The following is an 11,820-nucleotide window of genomic DNA, read 5'->3' as shown; positions in this document are numbered from 1 at the left end:
CGCTACAACGTGGACGACACCCGATGTCCCACCGCACCGTCTCTTGGACCCGCATTGACCGCGCCGGCCGCGACAGCCGCCCGACCATCCCGGCCGGCATGCTCGGTGCCCGCGCGCTGATCCAATTCGGCACCCGCACCCGCCCCCTCGTCGTCTCCGGCCGCTACGACCGCGCCGCCATTATGGCCGCCGCCTGCAAGGCCGCCGCTGGCATTCAAGAGCGCTGCGGCGTCTCCCGCGTCGAGGCCATATCCTCCGCCCTCAAGGCCACTTGGCAGGTCGCCAAGGCCGCCCACCGCGCCGCTGCGCACTGAGGCCTGCCGCCATGCTCTCCAACCTCACCCCCGATCAGGTCGTGTTCCTCGCGTGGCTCACGCCCGTCTTTCTCGGCGCCAGCAGCATCATGCTCGTGCGGGACCTCCCCATTGTGCGGCGCTACCTCGGCGAGGCGGTCTGATGTCCGCTCGCATCAACCGCCGCGCACTCGCTGCCGGCCTCCTTGCCGCCACCGCGACCCAGACCGGAGGAGTGGCGAAGTTTGCCACTCCTGCCCTTCGCGGCGACGACACCGCCCGGCTGCCCGATCACGCCGCGTTCTGGTCCCGCCTGCCGCTACCGTTCTCCCTGACGGATGCGTGGCACATGCTGTCGCCCGCCACGCAGGCCGAGATCGGCGGCGCGGTGCTCGGGATGGCGCTGGCAAACTACGTCTATGGAGACGGCCGCGCCGATGCCGACCAGTTCACCGACGAGGCCCTGCGGTCCGCAGCATACAACGTGGCCGATGACCTTCTGAACCGGATTGATGATCGGTTGTGGGTGCTTCTGCCCGACCTGTACGGGCAGGACGGCGATCATCCGCGCTGGGCTCTCGATAGTGGGCTCGCGTCGTGACCGCCGCTCTCACCCGCCGCTCAGCGCTCGGCGCCGCCCTGGCGCTCGCCGCCTACCGCGCCACCCCTGCCGCCGCTGATCCGTTCCCGGCTGCCATCCGCCGGGCGCAGTCCGCAGATGCCGCCCACCGCGAGGCCGGACGCTTCGCCCGCGAGATCCAGGCTGCCGGCCTGCCGCTGCCCGCCGACTGGCGCGCCTACCGGATCGGACTGACCTTGGCCCGCACCGCTGCCAGGGCCGAGCTGCATGCCCTCACGCCCACGACGCCCGAGGCGGGGGTGGCGCTCGTCGCCTACTACCGCCAGCGCGCCGAGGCATCCGACGACCCGTGCGCCTTCCGTGCGGCACGCCGTCGACTCCGCAAGGTCGCCCAGCGTCCCGGCGCCGTCGCCCTCGACGTGACGCAGCTCGCCCGCGCCTCGCCCGGGTAGACGCCGCCCGCCTCTCCCCTCGCCACCACCGCCCCACAGCCACGAGCCCTCACCGGAGCCCGAACGATGAAGCACGTCCGTATCCCCGATTTCAGCCAGCCGGCCCCAGTCCGCCTCACGGTCGGCAGCAAGCCGGTCCGCGTCCCGGTCGACCGCCGTTATCGCCAGCTTCCCGATGAGGCCCAGCCTGGCGCGATCGAGCCGTGGGAGGCCGTCGCCCCGGTCCGGCCGGACACCGCGCACAGCCGGTCCCTGCGCTTCCTCGACGCCGCCGGTGAGCTGCTGGCCGCGACCGCCATCATCGGCGGCTGCATGGTCCTGACCGGCCTCGCCTCGCTGCTCTGACCCGCCCGCAACCCGAGCGGGCCGGGAGCCCGCGCCCTCACCTGAGGATCCCGCAATGCCCTTCCGCCTGTCCCTCAAGAAGCTGATCCGCCGCGACCCCGAGGCCCCGAGCCTGCGCGACCGCGCTGCCGACCTCCGCGCCAGTCTGAGCCGCCGAGCCGTCGTCTCCGGGACCGTCGCAGCGGCCGCGCCCCTGCCGGCGCTCGCCCTGGCTCCTCCGAACCCCGCTGCGGCGCTGCACCCCAACCAAGACCTGTTCGACATCGAGGCGCTGTGCGCCCGCGCCGATGCCGCCGAGAAGGCTGTCGAGGATGCTAGTACGGCCGCGCATGCCGCCTTCCGTGCAGCGCTCGGCCCGTTCCCGCCTGAACTGCTGATGACGCCATGGGAAGCCCATCGGTTCGGCATGTTCTCGCCTATCGGCCGTGGCGTTCGGCTCCCGACGCATCTCGTGCATCGCGATACGCGCCTGAACCCCGACCATGGGTGGACCGCCGAGGGGCTGCATCGTGCAATCAAGCTCGCCGTCGCCCTGTTCGGCCAAGGCGGGCAGACCCCGCATCGCATTCGTCGCTGGCGCTCGCTCCTGCCGGCTGCCGCCGCCTACGATGCCCGGCACGCTGAGTTGGAACGGCAGTTCCGGATCCGAGCCCTGCGCGACGAGTGGGATGGTGCGAGGCAAACCGCAGGCCGCGCTCGCACGCTCCTGTGGCGCACTCCGGCCCAAACCGTTGAAGGGCTGGCCGTCCACACGCGTGCCCTGGGCGCAACGGCTTGGTACGAGGGTGGCTCCCCCTTCACGGTTCTGTTGCAGAGCGCGGCGGCCATCACGGGCGTAGCTCTGCGCGAGTCCGGCTTCGACGTGCCGGCATGGCTGTCCGCGTGGGAGGAGGCCGGCGGCCGGGTCGAGTACCACGCCGAGCGGGCGGAATGGGCCTTCATCCACCCGGCCACGGACGGCGCCTCCACCGAGACGCGCGACCGCATTCGAGGGCTCTACAACGAGAAGATCACCAACAGCAGCGCCATCCACCTGTGGCTTGAGCCCCGCGCCACGGATCCGCGGTTCGCTCGCGCCTGACCGCCCCTCTCGTTCTCCAACATCAGGAAGGAGGGGCACATGCCCTCTCTCAAGCTGTCTAACTTGTTCCGACGCAACTCCGGCCGCCACGCCCTCAAGGACCGGGCCGCCGGCCTCCGCGCCAGCCTCAGTGCACCCGATCGCTCGGCCGTCCCGTTGCTCGCGCCAGGAAGTGACGAGGCGAAGGCCGCATGGCTCGCTGCCTGCCATGAGCACACCATCCGAACCCAATTCGCCAATGAGTACCCCGAGCTTAAGCGCACGCCGCTGGAATGGTGGACGTTCGACAGCATCAGCAAGGCGCTGGAAACCGGAGAGCTGTCCCCGGCCGAATGCGCCCGCCTCTACCCGCTGGCGACCGAGCGCGAGTTGCGCATGGCCGAGATCGAGCACGAATTGAACACCGCCGGTCTGTTCGCGCTGGCCTACGCCGACGAATACCCTGTGAAGACGGCCCCCGACCCGGTGCTGTCGGCCATCGACGCCAGCCGCCGCGCCGAGGCCGCCATGACTGCTTTCGCCGCCAGCGTGGAAGGCCGCCGCTTGTCGGACGCGGAGCAGGCCCGCGAGGCGGCCATCGAGCGGGAGCAACGGGCCACCCGCGCGGCTGTCTGGGCAGCCGTGCCGACCACTGCCGAAGGGCGGGCCGCGCTCGCCCGCTACGTGGTGCTTCAGGCCGAACTCACCTTCGGCGCCGACTGGCGGGCAAAGGTGCAGGAGGAATTCTGCGGCGACTACCTCTTGGCTCTGCTCGCGGCCGTGGACCCAAACAATCAGGCTCAAGTCTGACTGCCGTCCCAGCTCTCCCCTTCCGTGCGTACCGCCCCGGCCGGTCCCCGCCGGGCCTTTCCCTTCACACCCTGAGACCTGACTCCATGGGCGACGTGCTCCAATTCACCCCGCGTCCGAAACGGACCGCCCCGGAAGCTCTGCCACCGCTGGCCGGGGCCGAACTACGCGCCAGCCTTGAGGAGGCGGCACAGACCGCCCTGGATGCGGCGGACCGGATCATCGCCGTGCTGGATCGCATGGACGGTGGCGTCGACCACGACGAGACCGGCGGCTCAAAGCCCTCGCTGGCCTCGCCCGAAAACGTCACCTACTCGCAAGTTGTCTACATGCGCGGTGGCGACCAGGACCGCGAGGCCGAAGCCGCCGAGACCACCCCGCCCGAGGTGCCGGCCGAGCAGCCTGCCGCAACCGTGATCCAGGTTCCCCCGATGCGCTGGGGCGGTCGCGGCAATATAATCGCGGCGGCCGGCGCTGCCCTCCTCGACTTGGCAGGGGTTCGCTGATGCCGGCCGCTTTGCCCAACCGCGAACCCGAGCTGCGCGTTCTGTCCTGACCCTAGCGATTTTCGTCTCGCCAAGATGGTCCTCAGCATCCACGCCCGCCCTTCGGTGGGGGGAACGTCTGGGCGGGCGTGGCGGCCGAGGGGGAGCCCCGACGCGAAGCAAAAGCAAAAACTATGCACCCACGCCCGCCCCGACAGCTGAGGGGCATATCTCCGGGCGAGCGTGGAAGGTCAGCGATCCATCCCACCGCCGACGCTGCTGATGTATACCCCGGTAACGGGACCGTGAATGACACAAACCCCACGCCCGGCCGGGCTGTTGTGGGGGCGAGCTTGCGACGGGCGTGGAGGGCCAGCCTAAGCTGGCACGGCAATCCTGAGGCGGTCGGGATCCGCGGGCGAGTAGGCCGAGCGCTCTCACGAAACGCTCGGCTCGATCATGTCGCACGACTGCGAGGTCTGTGCTCAGTCGTTCGGAACGCAGCCGCCCCAGTAGTTGCTGTAGTGAGCGCCATAGCCGCAGGTGCTACCCACGTAGATGAGGCGACGGGGTCCCCAGCCATAGCCGCCGAAGCCACCGCCGAAATGACGGCCTCCGAAGCCCCGGCTACCGAAGTGACCGCCGCCACCGAAGTGACCGCCACCGAAGTGGCTGCCTCCGCCAAAGTGCCCCCCGCCACCGAAATGGCCGCCAAAGGCGGACGCATCGGTCGCCGCGAAGATGCCGACTGGAGCCGCGATAACCGCGGCAGCGAGCACCGACTTGAATGTCTTACTGATCATCATGCTCTCCAATGTATCGCCGAGCGGCCTATCCGCTTCGATAATTGGATAGATAAAGGTCTGGTCGAATATTTATGTGATCCACGTCACGCGCGCACGGAAAGTAAGCTTAGCCGTATTCCGTCGGCTCGGCGACGCGCTAATCTCGCACGAGCTTCGGCTCTGGTTTGGCGGCCCGCGTCAGGCTCTGGATCGCTCGCGCCGGCCGACCAGCCTTCTGGGCGATCTCGGCTTCTTGCTGCTCGATAAGTTCACGGGCCGGTTGATCGCCGTCCAAGCCGCCCAGGATCTCCATCGGCACGCGCCGGTTCGAGGCGCGGGTGCCATCCTCGAAGACAATGTCGAATAGGACAGTACCCCGATCCTGGGGGGATTGCTTCACGCCCTTGGCCATGCGGATCTGATAGGCCGGCAAGCTCGGCAGCGCCCGAACAACGGACGCGGTTGACGGTATAATCACACAAGAGGAGGCTCGGTGCGGGGGCGGCTACGGAGTTAGCCACCATGAGCAACTTCGATCACATCCTGAATTGGAAGCTTCTTCCGGGATCACATCGCTTCCCTGGACCGGACGGGGGCACCTGCATCAACGAAGCCGCAATCGTGGCATGCGGCTTCCCCTATCAGCGTGTCGGTTCAATCAAAGCTATGCCAGCCTGCTTCTCGCGCCCGATCTGTGGGCTAGCGATGCAGTTGAACGACAATGCGACAGAGACGCAGCGGCAACGCCTATTGCCATTTGTGACGCGGCTGGCCTGCGTGGACACACCTAAGGTCGAGCGCGAACGGGAGCGCTACATTGACGATCACCTCAAGCAGAGTGACGCTTTCACGATCGAATTCCCGTTCGATCAAGGACTCGCAGCCCTTGAGGGCGCGCTCGCCATCGGGCGACAAGCGGATCCGCTCGGCGTGGATGAGGCGGCGAGCCGGCTTGATGCAGCTCGCGGTCCGGTCGAACGGGTGAGGAAGCGCTCTGGCTTCCTGTCCGCGAAGGTGAAGGGGTGGCTGGGCCTGTCGCAGGCGCTCGAAAGCGCGGAGTAACGTCCAGTCGGAGGCGATGCCACGGAGCCGACGAGCAACAGCCCCTAATCCTCACTCAGGGCCTGCAGATCGTCGCGCTTCGTGAGCAGATAGCCGAGATGCCGCTGATAAAGCTCGATGCTCGCTCGTTCGCGGTTCGCGCCTTCAACTGACAGGTTCGGGTCGCTGAGCGCCCGGGTCGAAGTTCGGACGCTTTCCTGCAGGGTGGCGATCTCGCGTTCGACCCGCTCAAGCTCGGTCATCACTGCCCCACAGAAGATGTTGTCTGGGCCCAGTCGCCCAACCAATATGCGCTGTTCGAGATGCGGACACTCCCGCAATTCTTCTCGTTGGCGTACCTTGCGCCAAGCGGAAGCAGGTGCATGTCCATGACCGAGCGACGAGAACTTTATCGAAGCCGGAATGGAGACACATGGTACCTCGGGCGCATGGCAATCCGCTTCATGGGGTGTGCACGAGCTGGACGGGCTGGAAGCCAAGCTTAGGCGATGTCTCGCGATAGACCGCTGCCATCGCCCCTAGTCGACTGCAGCCAAACGCGATGGCGAAAGCCCGCGGAGAGGCGTATCTTGAGCCGCGGGGCGCACCAAGCGGACGGAGGTCGATATGACCTTCATCATCATCGGCTTAAACATGAGGGGGCCGATCCTCATCGACTGCGACACAGCTATCGGCGCGTTGGAAAAGGTGGCCGAGCTGATCCGCAACGGCTATACTAACGTGCTGATCGCGGACGACGAGGGCGTGCAGTACGCGCCGTGTGAGTTCGTCCGCCGCTTCGACCTGTAGGTGCTTCACCTTGTCTTGGTGGAGGATGGTTATGCTGTTCTTCGCTCTCCTATTCGCGGGTCTCGCCGTGTTCGGCGCATGCGTCGGCTTTGGCACCATTGGCCGGCCGATGTACGGGCAAGCGCTCAACAGCTACGGATGGGCGCTCTGCATCAACGGCGTAGCCCTGGCTGCCTACTTCGTGTTTACGCGGGTCCGTCGATCGCGACCGGCGCGGCGCGCTGCGCGGACTTCAGCCTTGCGATCCTGAGCCCGCTCAGGCGCCCTACATCTACAATCCGATCGGGATAGAGCGCCAGGGCCACCACGCCCCCGGCAATGGAAATCGCGGCTGCGAACAAAACGCTGGCCGTATGGTTGTGCAGTTGAGGCACCCATTTTATCCGGCGCGCTCATGGGCCTCCTACAAGGAGAAGCTCTATGTCCAGGATCAGTGTGAAGCTCGCCGGCGACGGCACGCACATGGTCGTGCAGGACCGCGACCCCGTAGTCAGCGGCATGAGCCTCGATGAGGCTGAGAACTTCCTGACCTTCCTGCGCGTAGCAGCCCGGGTGAAACGAACGCATCGTTTGCCCGACGCAGTGCGCAACCGCGGGACACTGGTCGCGTGAGGCTGCCCGGGATTACTGCAGGCGCCCCGAGGCCACCGTCGCCCGGATCCAGCGCGGCGACAGGATCTTGCCGCACTCGGTGCTGATCCAGGCCTGCCCGTCCTAGACTTCAATGACCTGGGCTTCAGCGACAAGCGCCTCGCGCAGGGTCGTGTGGGTACGGCCGTCTTCGGCTTAAGCCGGATGCCGGCTCTGCCAGATGGTCAGCTCGGCGCGCTGGTTCTGGTCAGCTGGCGTCATTCTCTCGCTCCGGTGAGTTGCGGAAGCGCGAGTGCTTACCGCCGGCCAAGGGCGATCATTCGGCGGCCAAGTTACCGCCTCGTATCTGCGGTCGGGTTGTGTCCGGCTTCGGCGGCGGTGGCTTTGGGACCGGAATGCGCACGATGCGCCCAGTCCTAGGGTCGAAGATTTCCACGTCATTGCTCCGTGATCGAGGTACGGTCAGGAGCACATGCCGTCGATGGCCACCTCCCAAGTCGTTGCTCGGTTCAGAATGACCGCGAAGCCCTAGCGCACGCGGTCGGGGGCTGGAGACTGTCACCCCGCGCATTGGGGCTCAGTGTGCCAGCGGCGGCGAGGAAGAAAGTCATTACAGAACACCATTGGATGAGGGTTATGTGGGTGCGCACGGCGCTCTCCGGCATAACAGATGCCGGATGAGTGGCATGCGCTGGGTGAATGCAGTTTCGGGCGTATGCCCCGACCCATTCATCAGGTTATTGGGACGCGAATAGTCAGATGCCCTTGATGATGTCGGCGGCCGTGGCCTGGGCTGCTGGTGCGCCGCCGTTGATGACGGCTCCCTAACCGAGCCCAGGCACCAGGCTCGTGGGCCACGTAGCGTATCGGCCCACCGCTGGTGAGCTCAGACCCTCCCCCGCCCAGTCCGCAGATCGAGGGAGCGAGCAGGTCTTGCCAGCCTAGCGCTTGCCGGATTTTGCCGATGTAGCTGAGATCCCCTGGGAAGCCCTGGGAGCGCCTTATGCTGAACATCGATCCCCTGATCGCGGTAGGCGTCGTCGGCGCCACCGCCGTCACAGATGCAGCCTATGTTTTCTTCAACGCGGCCGTGACCGCCCGTAGGCGCATCCCGGCCGCAAACTGGTCGGCATGCTGGTATCTGCTCTCCGCGTTCGCTGTGATCAGCTACACGGAGAATGCGGTGTACGTGGCCTTCGCGGCCCTAGGGTCGTGGTTGGGGGCCTTCGGGTCCGTGACGTGGCTCGTGCGGCCCATGCCACCGCACTAATGTCGGATGTAATCGCACACCGATAGGCGTGCTGATTATTTTGCATTCATCTCGAACAAAGTATTGATTATCACAATCGGACGTGCGAACACGTAATCAGTTCGCGGGCAGGCGTATCATTGCCGTCCAGGATAAATCTTATGCCGATTACAGACTCAGCCGGCCCACGGCAGCGCGGGCCGAACACGCGTCATCGCACTGTGGCCATCGCCAATATCCGGTGGTTCCGCACGATGGCGTGGCGCGCCTTGCGCGATGGCAGCCCCCAAGGTGTCCTACGCGCGGCCAACGCACGTGCTGCGGCCCGCATCATTCTGCATCAAGCGAAGCGGCATGCCTTGGTCAATCGCCCGGTGACGGATGCCTTGGCGGTTGGCCGATAAGGCAGCTGGGCGCGGTCTCGACGTGCTAGGTGCGCATCTCCTCGACGTGCAGGCCGCCGTCCCGCAAGTGGTCGGGTATATCGCTGTGATCGTAATAGCCCGCCGCGTGGGCCATGGCATCGAGGGCAGCGAACGGATCGGCCGCTGAGCCGGTCCAGAGGATCGTGCCTGTAGTACTCTGACGGATTTGGAACACCTTCATCGACTCCCCCACGCTCGACGGTCGGACGATCGTAACGCGGCCTTTGACGTTCCAGGGCTACCTCAATCGGCCAGCATACCCCAGGGCGGCACTGCTCCGGATCAGCTGCCACCTAGTGGTTTAAGCGAAATGCATCGGCAGCGCGAGGCTGACGAGAGCGACATACGCTCCGACGAGCAGGGCACCCGCCGGAACGACAATACCGCTGAGGAGGACGAGGCGGGATGAGAGGGGCATGACGATCTCCAGTGGATGGGCGGCAGCTGCCGTCGTTGAGGGAGATCTATGCTCAAGCTCTCTGGCCCGATGTGTTGAGGAACACTCAGGGCGCCCTCACGGTGGCCTGTTCAGGTGTAGGGGCCACCAAACAGGTCACCCAGCGCCTTCCGCCGGAACAACGTGCGCCGCCGCCGCCTCTGATGCTCCGGCCGGTCGTGGATCATGTGACAGCGCTGGCAGAACGCTGCGAGGTTGGCATCTGCGTTGTTCGAGGTGTCGTGATCCCGATGGGCAGCGGCGAGAATAACCCGCGTCCGACGGGCTAGACCGAGGACCTCAACCTCTGCCGCGATCCGGATCCGGCGACCCCAACCATCCCGCCATCGACCCGCGTCTGCGTCCCACCAGCGGCCGTCTCCGAGGTAGTAGACCATTCGCCCATGCGGCCGCCCGCACCCCTCACAGCAACCTTTCGCCCGGCCGAACCGGATCAGGGCGGAGAGCTGCGCCCAGTCGATGGGGTAGAAGAAGCGGTGCTCGGGCCGGATCGGCATGGTGGCGGCACTGTGCCACCGGTCGAGCCGAAAGCGTAGCGTTAGACTCTACAGGCTCTATCAGGCTGACGCGCTGTACGCTTACCATCGCGTACTAAGTACTGCCGCAACGACGATACCCAGCGTTGCGCCAAGTTGAGCACCTGTCAAGGCGCCAACCCAATCCCAGTTGAAGCCAATTGCTAAGCCAATCGCACCAATCACGAATGCAGCGCACAAGAGCAGGATAAACACCGCTGCACCTCGTGCGCTGGTTCCTATCTAAGTCAGCATATGCTCGCAACCTTGTAAATCCATTCGGGCATTGAGCGGCGATATTTTGATTTCGCCAGTTTTACAACCTAAGGTTTCGCTCGCGAATGCTGATAATGGAGGCGGAAACAATAATTAGAGCGTTGTTTTATGCGCAATATTCTGTTAACGAACGCGCAGGGCACCTATTCCCGATCATCCGTTATCCATCTTGAGGGGGCGGATTATGGAACCTCAGGCTGTTCTTCCTGGCTCCGCCACTGTGGGTGCGGCGCAAGACGTTTCCGCCATAGCCGAACGGATTGCAGTCCAATTCACCGGACAGGTTAGTCAAGCAACCGAAGCTTTCGTGCCTGCGATTTGTGCGCTCCCACAAGACAGACGGCTGAGCTGGGCGGCTAAGCGCGGGCTCGATATCGCGGTGGCGGCCACCGCGCTGTTTTTGCTCCTGCCGGCCATGCTGTTAATCGCCGCACTCATCTATGCGGGGGACTTCGAGTCGCCGATCTTCCATCACATGCGGCTCGGTCGCAATGGACGTCGTTTCGGGTGCCTGAAGTTCCGCTCGATGGTGACGAATGGCGACGCCGTTTTGACGGCGCATCTGGCCGCCAATCCTCAGGCCCGGGCTGAGTGGGAGGCCACGCACAAGCTCAGTGACGACCCGCGTGTGACCGCCATCGGCTACGTACTGCGCAAGACTTCGCTGGACGAGCTGCCGCAGCTCTGGAATGTGCTGCGCGGCGAGATGAGCTTGGTCGGCCCGCGCCCGATCGTGCCGGCCGAAGTCGCCCGCTACGGGGGGGCCTTCCCGACCTGTTTCGCCGTGCCGCCGGGTGTGACCGGGCTGTGGCAGGTCTCGGGCCGCTCTGACACGACCTATGCCGAGCGCGTCGCTCTGGATCTGGACTACGCCAGCCGCTGGAGCCTGCGCTGGGATCTCGCCATCATGCTCCGCACCGTCCCTGCCGTTCTCGCACAACGCGGAAGCAAGTGAGCGCCTTAGCTTCAATGGGCACCGTCATGCAGGACGACAACCCACTCTGGTACGACTACGCCAAGCCTGAGGAGACGCCTAGTCGAACCCTACTGGTGCTGCCCACCTGTTCTGCGTCATGGTGAGCACCGCGACAACAGCGATCCGGATGTACTGGCTACCGGACCGACTCTGGTCCTGGGCAGCGGCGGGCCGGCGTGTTGCCAGAGGGTAAGAGCGACGCCGGTCCTGAGTCGCGTTGAGGCGCCTCAGGTAGGGGAAAGCTGTCTTCGTGCCACACGAGTGGCGCGGTCCTGCAGAGGCGCCAGAACTCGACGAGACCGGCAGCGTAGACGGCGAGAAGAACAGCAGACCAATGCATGATCGCGCTCCTTGCGTTCGCGCGCAGTTCAACGCTGTTGAAAGCTTGGCTTTTCTCTACAGCACATCAGTAAAACCAGATTTTGTCGATATAATGCCCGATCACCCATGAAACAACCATAATCCGGAATTTTTATGCACGAAAAATAATCATTGCTAGGCCAAACGTGACGTTTGGGTCAGGCTGACAGGTGACTCGACGCCACCGTCACGCCCATCGTCTTGAGCGCATGTGGAGTGCACCCTGTTTGACCGGACAGGCAGCGGGGTGGGTTTAGGCAGTCCGGCAGAGGTACTCTCGGGGCGAGAGCATGCGCAGGCCGGAGTGCGG

General features: G+C 65.3%; 19 protein-coding genes. 14 read left to right on the top strand and 5 right to left on the bottom strand.

The genetic code is table 11. The features are described from left to right. The first annotated feature begins 23 nt into the window (after nucleotides 1-23). From CIW48_RS15440 to CIW48_RS15410, 8 genes are all read left to right on the top strand, one after another. A complete protein-coding gene (locus CIW48_RS15440; protein ID WP_149311567.1) occupies nucleotides 24-314 on the top strand; it encodes a hypothetical protein in 291 nt (96 codons plus the stop codon). Between the two features lie 11 nt (nucleotides 315-325). Beyond that, entirely contained in the window at nucleotides 326-457 is a 132-nt protein-coding gene (locus tag CIW48_RS34530) for a hypothetical protein (protein WP_281407349.1), read from the top strand. Continuing rightward, complete coding sequence (locus CIW48_RS15435) at nucleotides 457-894, top strand: hypothetical protein (protein WP_149311566.1); 438 nt, start codon at nucleotides 457-459, stop codon at nucleotides 892-894. Before CIW48_RS34530 ends, CIW48_RS15435 begins: the two co-directional genes overlap by 1 nt. Beyond that, a complete protein-coding gene (locus tag CIW48_RS15430) occupies nucleotides 891-1,325 on the top strand; it encodes a penicillin-binding protein (RefSeq protein ID WP_149311565.1) in 435 nt (144 codons plus the stop codon). Before CIW48_RS15435 ends, CIW48_RS15430 begins: the two co-directional genes overlap by 4 nt. 66 nt (nucleotides 1,326-1,391) lie before the next feature. Beyond that, nucleotides 1,392-1,670, top strand: coding sequence for a hypothetical protein (locus tag CIW48_RS15425; protein ID WP_149311564.1), 279 nt, complete (start codon nucleotides 1,392-1,394; stop codon nucleotides 1,668-1,670). A gap of 55 nt (nucleotides 1,671-1,725) precedes the next feature. After that, the gene (locus CIW48_RS15420; protein WP_149311563.1) at nucleotides 1,726-2,751 is read left to right on the top strand and encodes a hypothetical protein; all 1,026 of its coding nucleotides are present in this window, start codon (nucleotides 1,726-1,728) and stop codon (nucleotides 2,749-2,751) included. 39 nt (nucleotides 2,752-2,790) lie between these two features. Then, on the top strand, nucleotides 2,791-3,540 hold the full coding sequence (locus CIW48_RS15415; RefSeq protein ID WP_149311562.1) for a hypothetical protein: 750 nt from the start codon (nucleotides 2,791-2,793) through the stop codon (nucleotides 3,538-3,540). Between the two features lie 86 nt (nucleotides 3,541-3,626). Further along, complete coding sequence (locus CIW48_RS15410) at nucleotides 3,627-4,046, top strand: hypothetical protein (RefSeq protein ID WP_149311561.1); 420 nt, start codon at nucleotides 3,627-3,629, stop codon at nucleotides 4,044-4,046. A gap of 464 nt (nucleotides 4,047-4,510) precedes the next feature. On the opposite strand, the gene CIW48_RS15405 is transcribed toward CIW48_RS15410, so the two are convergent. Further along, entirely contained in the window at nucleotides 4,511-4,828 is a 318-nt protein-coding gene (locus CIW48_RS15405) for a hypothetical protein (RefSeq protein ID WP_149311560.1), read from the bottom strand. Between the two features lie 139 nt (nucleotides 4,829-4,967). Beyond that, nucleotides 4,968-5,222 (bottom strand): hypothetical protein, encoded by a 255-nt coding sequence (locus CIW48_RS15400; protein WP_149311559.1) that lies wholly within the window; start codon nucleotides 5,220-5,222, stop codon nucleotides 4,968-4,970. A gap of 110 nt (nucleotides 5,223-5,332) precedes the next feature. Between CIW48_RS15400 and CIW48_RS15395 the strand changes: the two genes are divergently transcribed. Next, complete coding sequence (locus CIW48_RS15395; protein WP_149311558.1) at nucleotides 5,333-5,872, top strand: hypothetical protein; 540 nt, start codon at nucleotides 5,333-5,335, stop codon at nucleotides 5,870-5,872. A gap of 44 nt (nucleotides 5,873-5,916) precedes the next feature. Here the strand turns inward: CIW48_RS15395 and CIW48_RS15390 are convergent, their stop codons facing one another. Next, nucleotides 5,917-6,114: a hypothetical protein gene (locus CIW48_RS15390; protein WP_149311557.1), complete on the bottom strand. Its 198-nt coding sequence runs from the start codon at nucleotides 6,112-6,114 to the stop codon at nucleotides 5,917-5,919. 364 nt (nucleotides 6,115-6,478) lie between these two features. Between CIW48_RS15390 and CIW48_RS15385 the strand changes: the two genes are divergently transcribed. The 4 genes from CIW48_RS15385 to CIW48_RS15365 all read left to right on the top strand — a co-directional run bounded on the left by CIW48_RS15385 (nucleotide 6,479) and on the right by CIW48_RS15365 (nucleotide 8,522). Continuing rightward, nucleotides 6,479-6,661, top strand: a complete 183-nt coding sequence (locus tag CIW48_RS15385) for a hypothetical protein (RefSeq protein ID WP_149311556.1) — start codon at nucleotides 6,479-6,481, stop codon at nucleotides 6,659-6,661. Between the two features lie 31 nt (nucleotides 6,662-6,692). Further along, nucleotides 6,693-6,911 carry a hypothetical protein gene (locus tag CIW48_RS15380; protein WP_149311555.1) on the top strand — a complete coding sequence of 73 codons (219 nt, stop codon included), beginning with the start codon at nucleotides 6,693-6,695 and terminating at the stop codon, nucleotides 6,909-6,911. Nucleotides 6,912-7,081: 170 nt separating this feature from the next. Beyond that, a complete protein-coding gene (locus tag CIW48_RS15375; protein ID WP_149311554.1) occupies nucleotides 7,082-7,273 on the top strand; it encodes a hypothetical protein in 192 nt (63 codons plus the stop codon). A 982-nt stretch (nucleotides 7,274-8,255) separates the two neighbouring features. Continuing rightward, on the top strand, nucleotides 8,256-8,522 hold the full coding sequence (locus tag CIW48_RS15365) for a hypothetical protein (protein ID WP_149311553.1): 267 nt from the start codon (nucleotides 8,256-8,258) through the stop codon (nucleotides 8,520-8,522). 408 nt (nucleotides 8,523-8,930) lie between these two features. On the opposite strand, the gene CIW48_RS33255 is transcribed toward CIW48_RS15365, so the two are convergent. Both CIW48_RS33255 and CIW48_RS33970 read right to left on the bottom strand, forming a co-directional pair. Then, a complete protein-coding gene (locus CIW48_RS33255; protein ID WP_173009274.1) occupies nucleotides 8,931-9,107 on the bottom strand; it encodes a hypothetical protein in 177 nt (58 codons plus the stop codon). A gap of 347 nt (nucleotides 9,108-9,454) precedes the next feature. Continuing rightward, nucleotides 9,455-9,880, bottom strand: a complete 426-nt coding sequence (locus tag CIW48_RS33970) for a hypothetical protein (RefSeq protein ID WP_149311551.1) — start codon at nucleotides 9,878-9,880, stop codon at nucleotides 9,455-9,457. Between the two features lie 478 nt (nucleotides 9,881-10,358). Between CIW48_RS33970 and CIW48_RS15350 the strand changes: the two genes are divergently transcribed. Continuing rightward, on the top strand, nucleotides 10,359-11,129 hold the full coding sequence (locus tag CIW48_RS15350; protein ID WP_149311550.1) for a sugar transferase: 771 nt from the start codon (nucleotides 10,359-10,361) through the stop codon (nucleotides 11,127-11,129). Nucleotides 11,130-11,820 lie beyond the last annotated feature (691 nt).

The organism is Methylobacterium sp. P1-11, from assembly GCF_008329595.1.
GTDB lineage: Bacteria > Pseudomonadota > Alphaproteobacteria > Rhizobiales > Beijerinckiaceae > Methylobacterium.
This window is presented reverse-complemented; position numbering and strand designations above follow the sequence as displayed.

Excerpts from the sequence above, each read along its gene's own strand:
- CIW48_RS15400 (WP_149311559.1), bottom strand. The coding sequence starts at position 5,222 with ATGGCCAAGGGCGTGAAGCAATCCCCCCAGGATCGGGGTACTGTCCTA.
- CIW48_RS15375 (WP_149311554.1), top strand. The coding sequence starts at position 7,082 with ATGTCCAGGATCAGTGTGAAGCTCGCCGGCGACGGCACGCACATGGTC.
- CIW48_RS15405 (WP_149311560.1), bottom strand. The coding sequence starts at position 4,828 with ATGATCAGTAAGACATTCAAGTCGGTGCTCGCTGCCGCGGTTATCGCG.
- CIW48_RS15390 (WP_149311557.1), bottom strand. The coding sequence starts at position 6,114 with ATGACCGAGCTTGAGCGGGTCGAACGCGAGATCGCCACCCTGCAGGAA.
- CIW48_RS15415 (WP_149311562.1), top strand. The coding sequence starts at position 2,791 with ATGCCCTCTCTCAAGCTGTCTAACTTGTTCCGACGCAACTCCGGCCGC.
- CIW48_RS15365 (WP_149311553.1), top strand. The coding sequence starts at position 8,256 with ATGCTGAACATCGATCCCCTGATCGCGGTAGGCGTCGTCGGCGCCACC.
- CIW48_RS33255 (WP_173009274.1), bottom strand. The coding sequence starts at position 9,107 with ATGAAGGTGTTCCAAATCCGTCAGAGTACTACAGGCACGATCCTCTGG.
- CIW48_RS15395 (WP_149311558.1), top strand. The coding sequence starts at position 5,333 with ATGAGCAACTTCGATCACATCCTGAATTGGAAGCTTCTTCCGGGATCA.
- CIW48_RS15350 (WP_149311550.1), top strand. The coding sequence starts at position 10,359 with ATGGAACCTCAGGCTGTTCTTCCTGGCTCCGCCACTGTGGGTGCGGCG.
- CIW48_RS15420 (WP_149311563.1), top strand. The coding sequence starts at position 1,726 with ATGCCCTTCCGCCTGTCCCTCAAGAAGCTGATCCGCCGCGACCCCGAG.
- CIW48_RS15435 (WP_149311566.1), top strand. The coding sequence starts at position 457 with ATGTCCGCTCGCATCAACCGCCGCGCACTCGCTGCCGGCCTCCTTGCC.
- CIW48_RS15380 (WP_149311555.1), top strand. The coding sequence starts at position 6,693 with ATGCTGTTCTTCGCTCTCCTATTCGCGGGTCTCGCCGTGTTCGGCGCA.
- CIW48_RS15440 (WP_149311567.1), top strand. The coding sequence starts at position 24 with ATGTCCCACCGCACCGTCTCTTGGACCCGCATTGACCGCGCCGGCCGC.
- CIW48_RS15410 (WP_149311561.1), top strand. The coding sequence starts at position 3,627 with ATGGGCGACGTGCTCCAATTCACCCCGCGTCCGAAACGGACCGCCCCG.
- CIW48_RS15425 (WP_149311564.1), top strand. The coding sequence starts at position 1,392 with ATGAAGCACGTCCGTATCCCCGATTTCAGCCAGCCGGCCCCAGTCCGC.
- CIW48_RS34530 (WP_281407349.1), top strand. The coding sequence starts at position 326 with ATGCTCTCCAACCTCACCCCCGATCAGGTCGTGTTCCTCGCGTGGCTC.
- CIW48_RS15385 (WP_149311556.1), top strand. The coding sequence starts at position 6,479 with ATGACCTTCATCATCATCGGCTTAAACATGAGGGGGCCGATCCTCATC.
- CIW48_RS33970 (WP_149311551.1), bottom strand. The coding sequence starts at position 9,880 with ATGCCGATCCGGCCCGAGCACCGCTTCTTCTACCCCATCGACTGGGCG.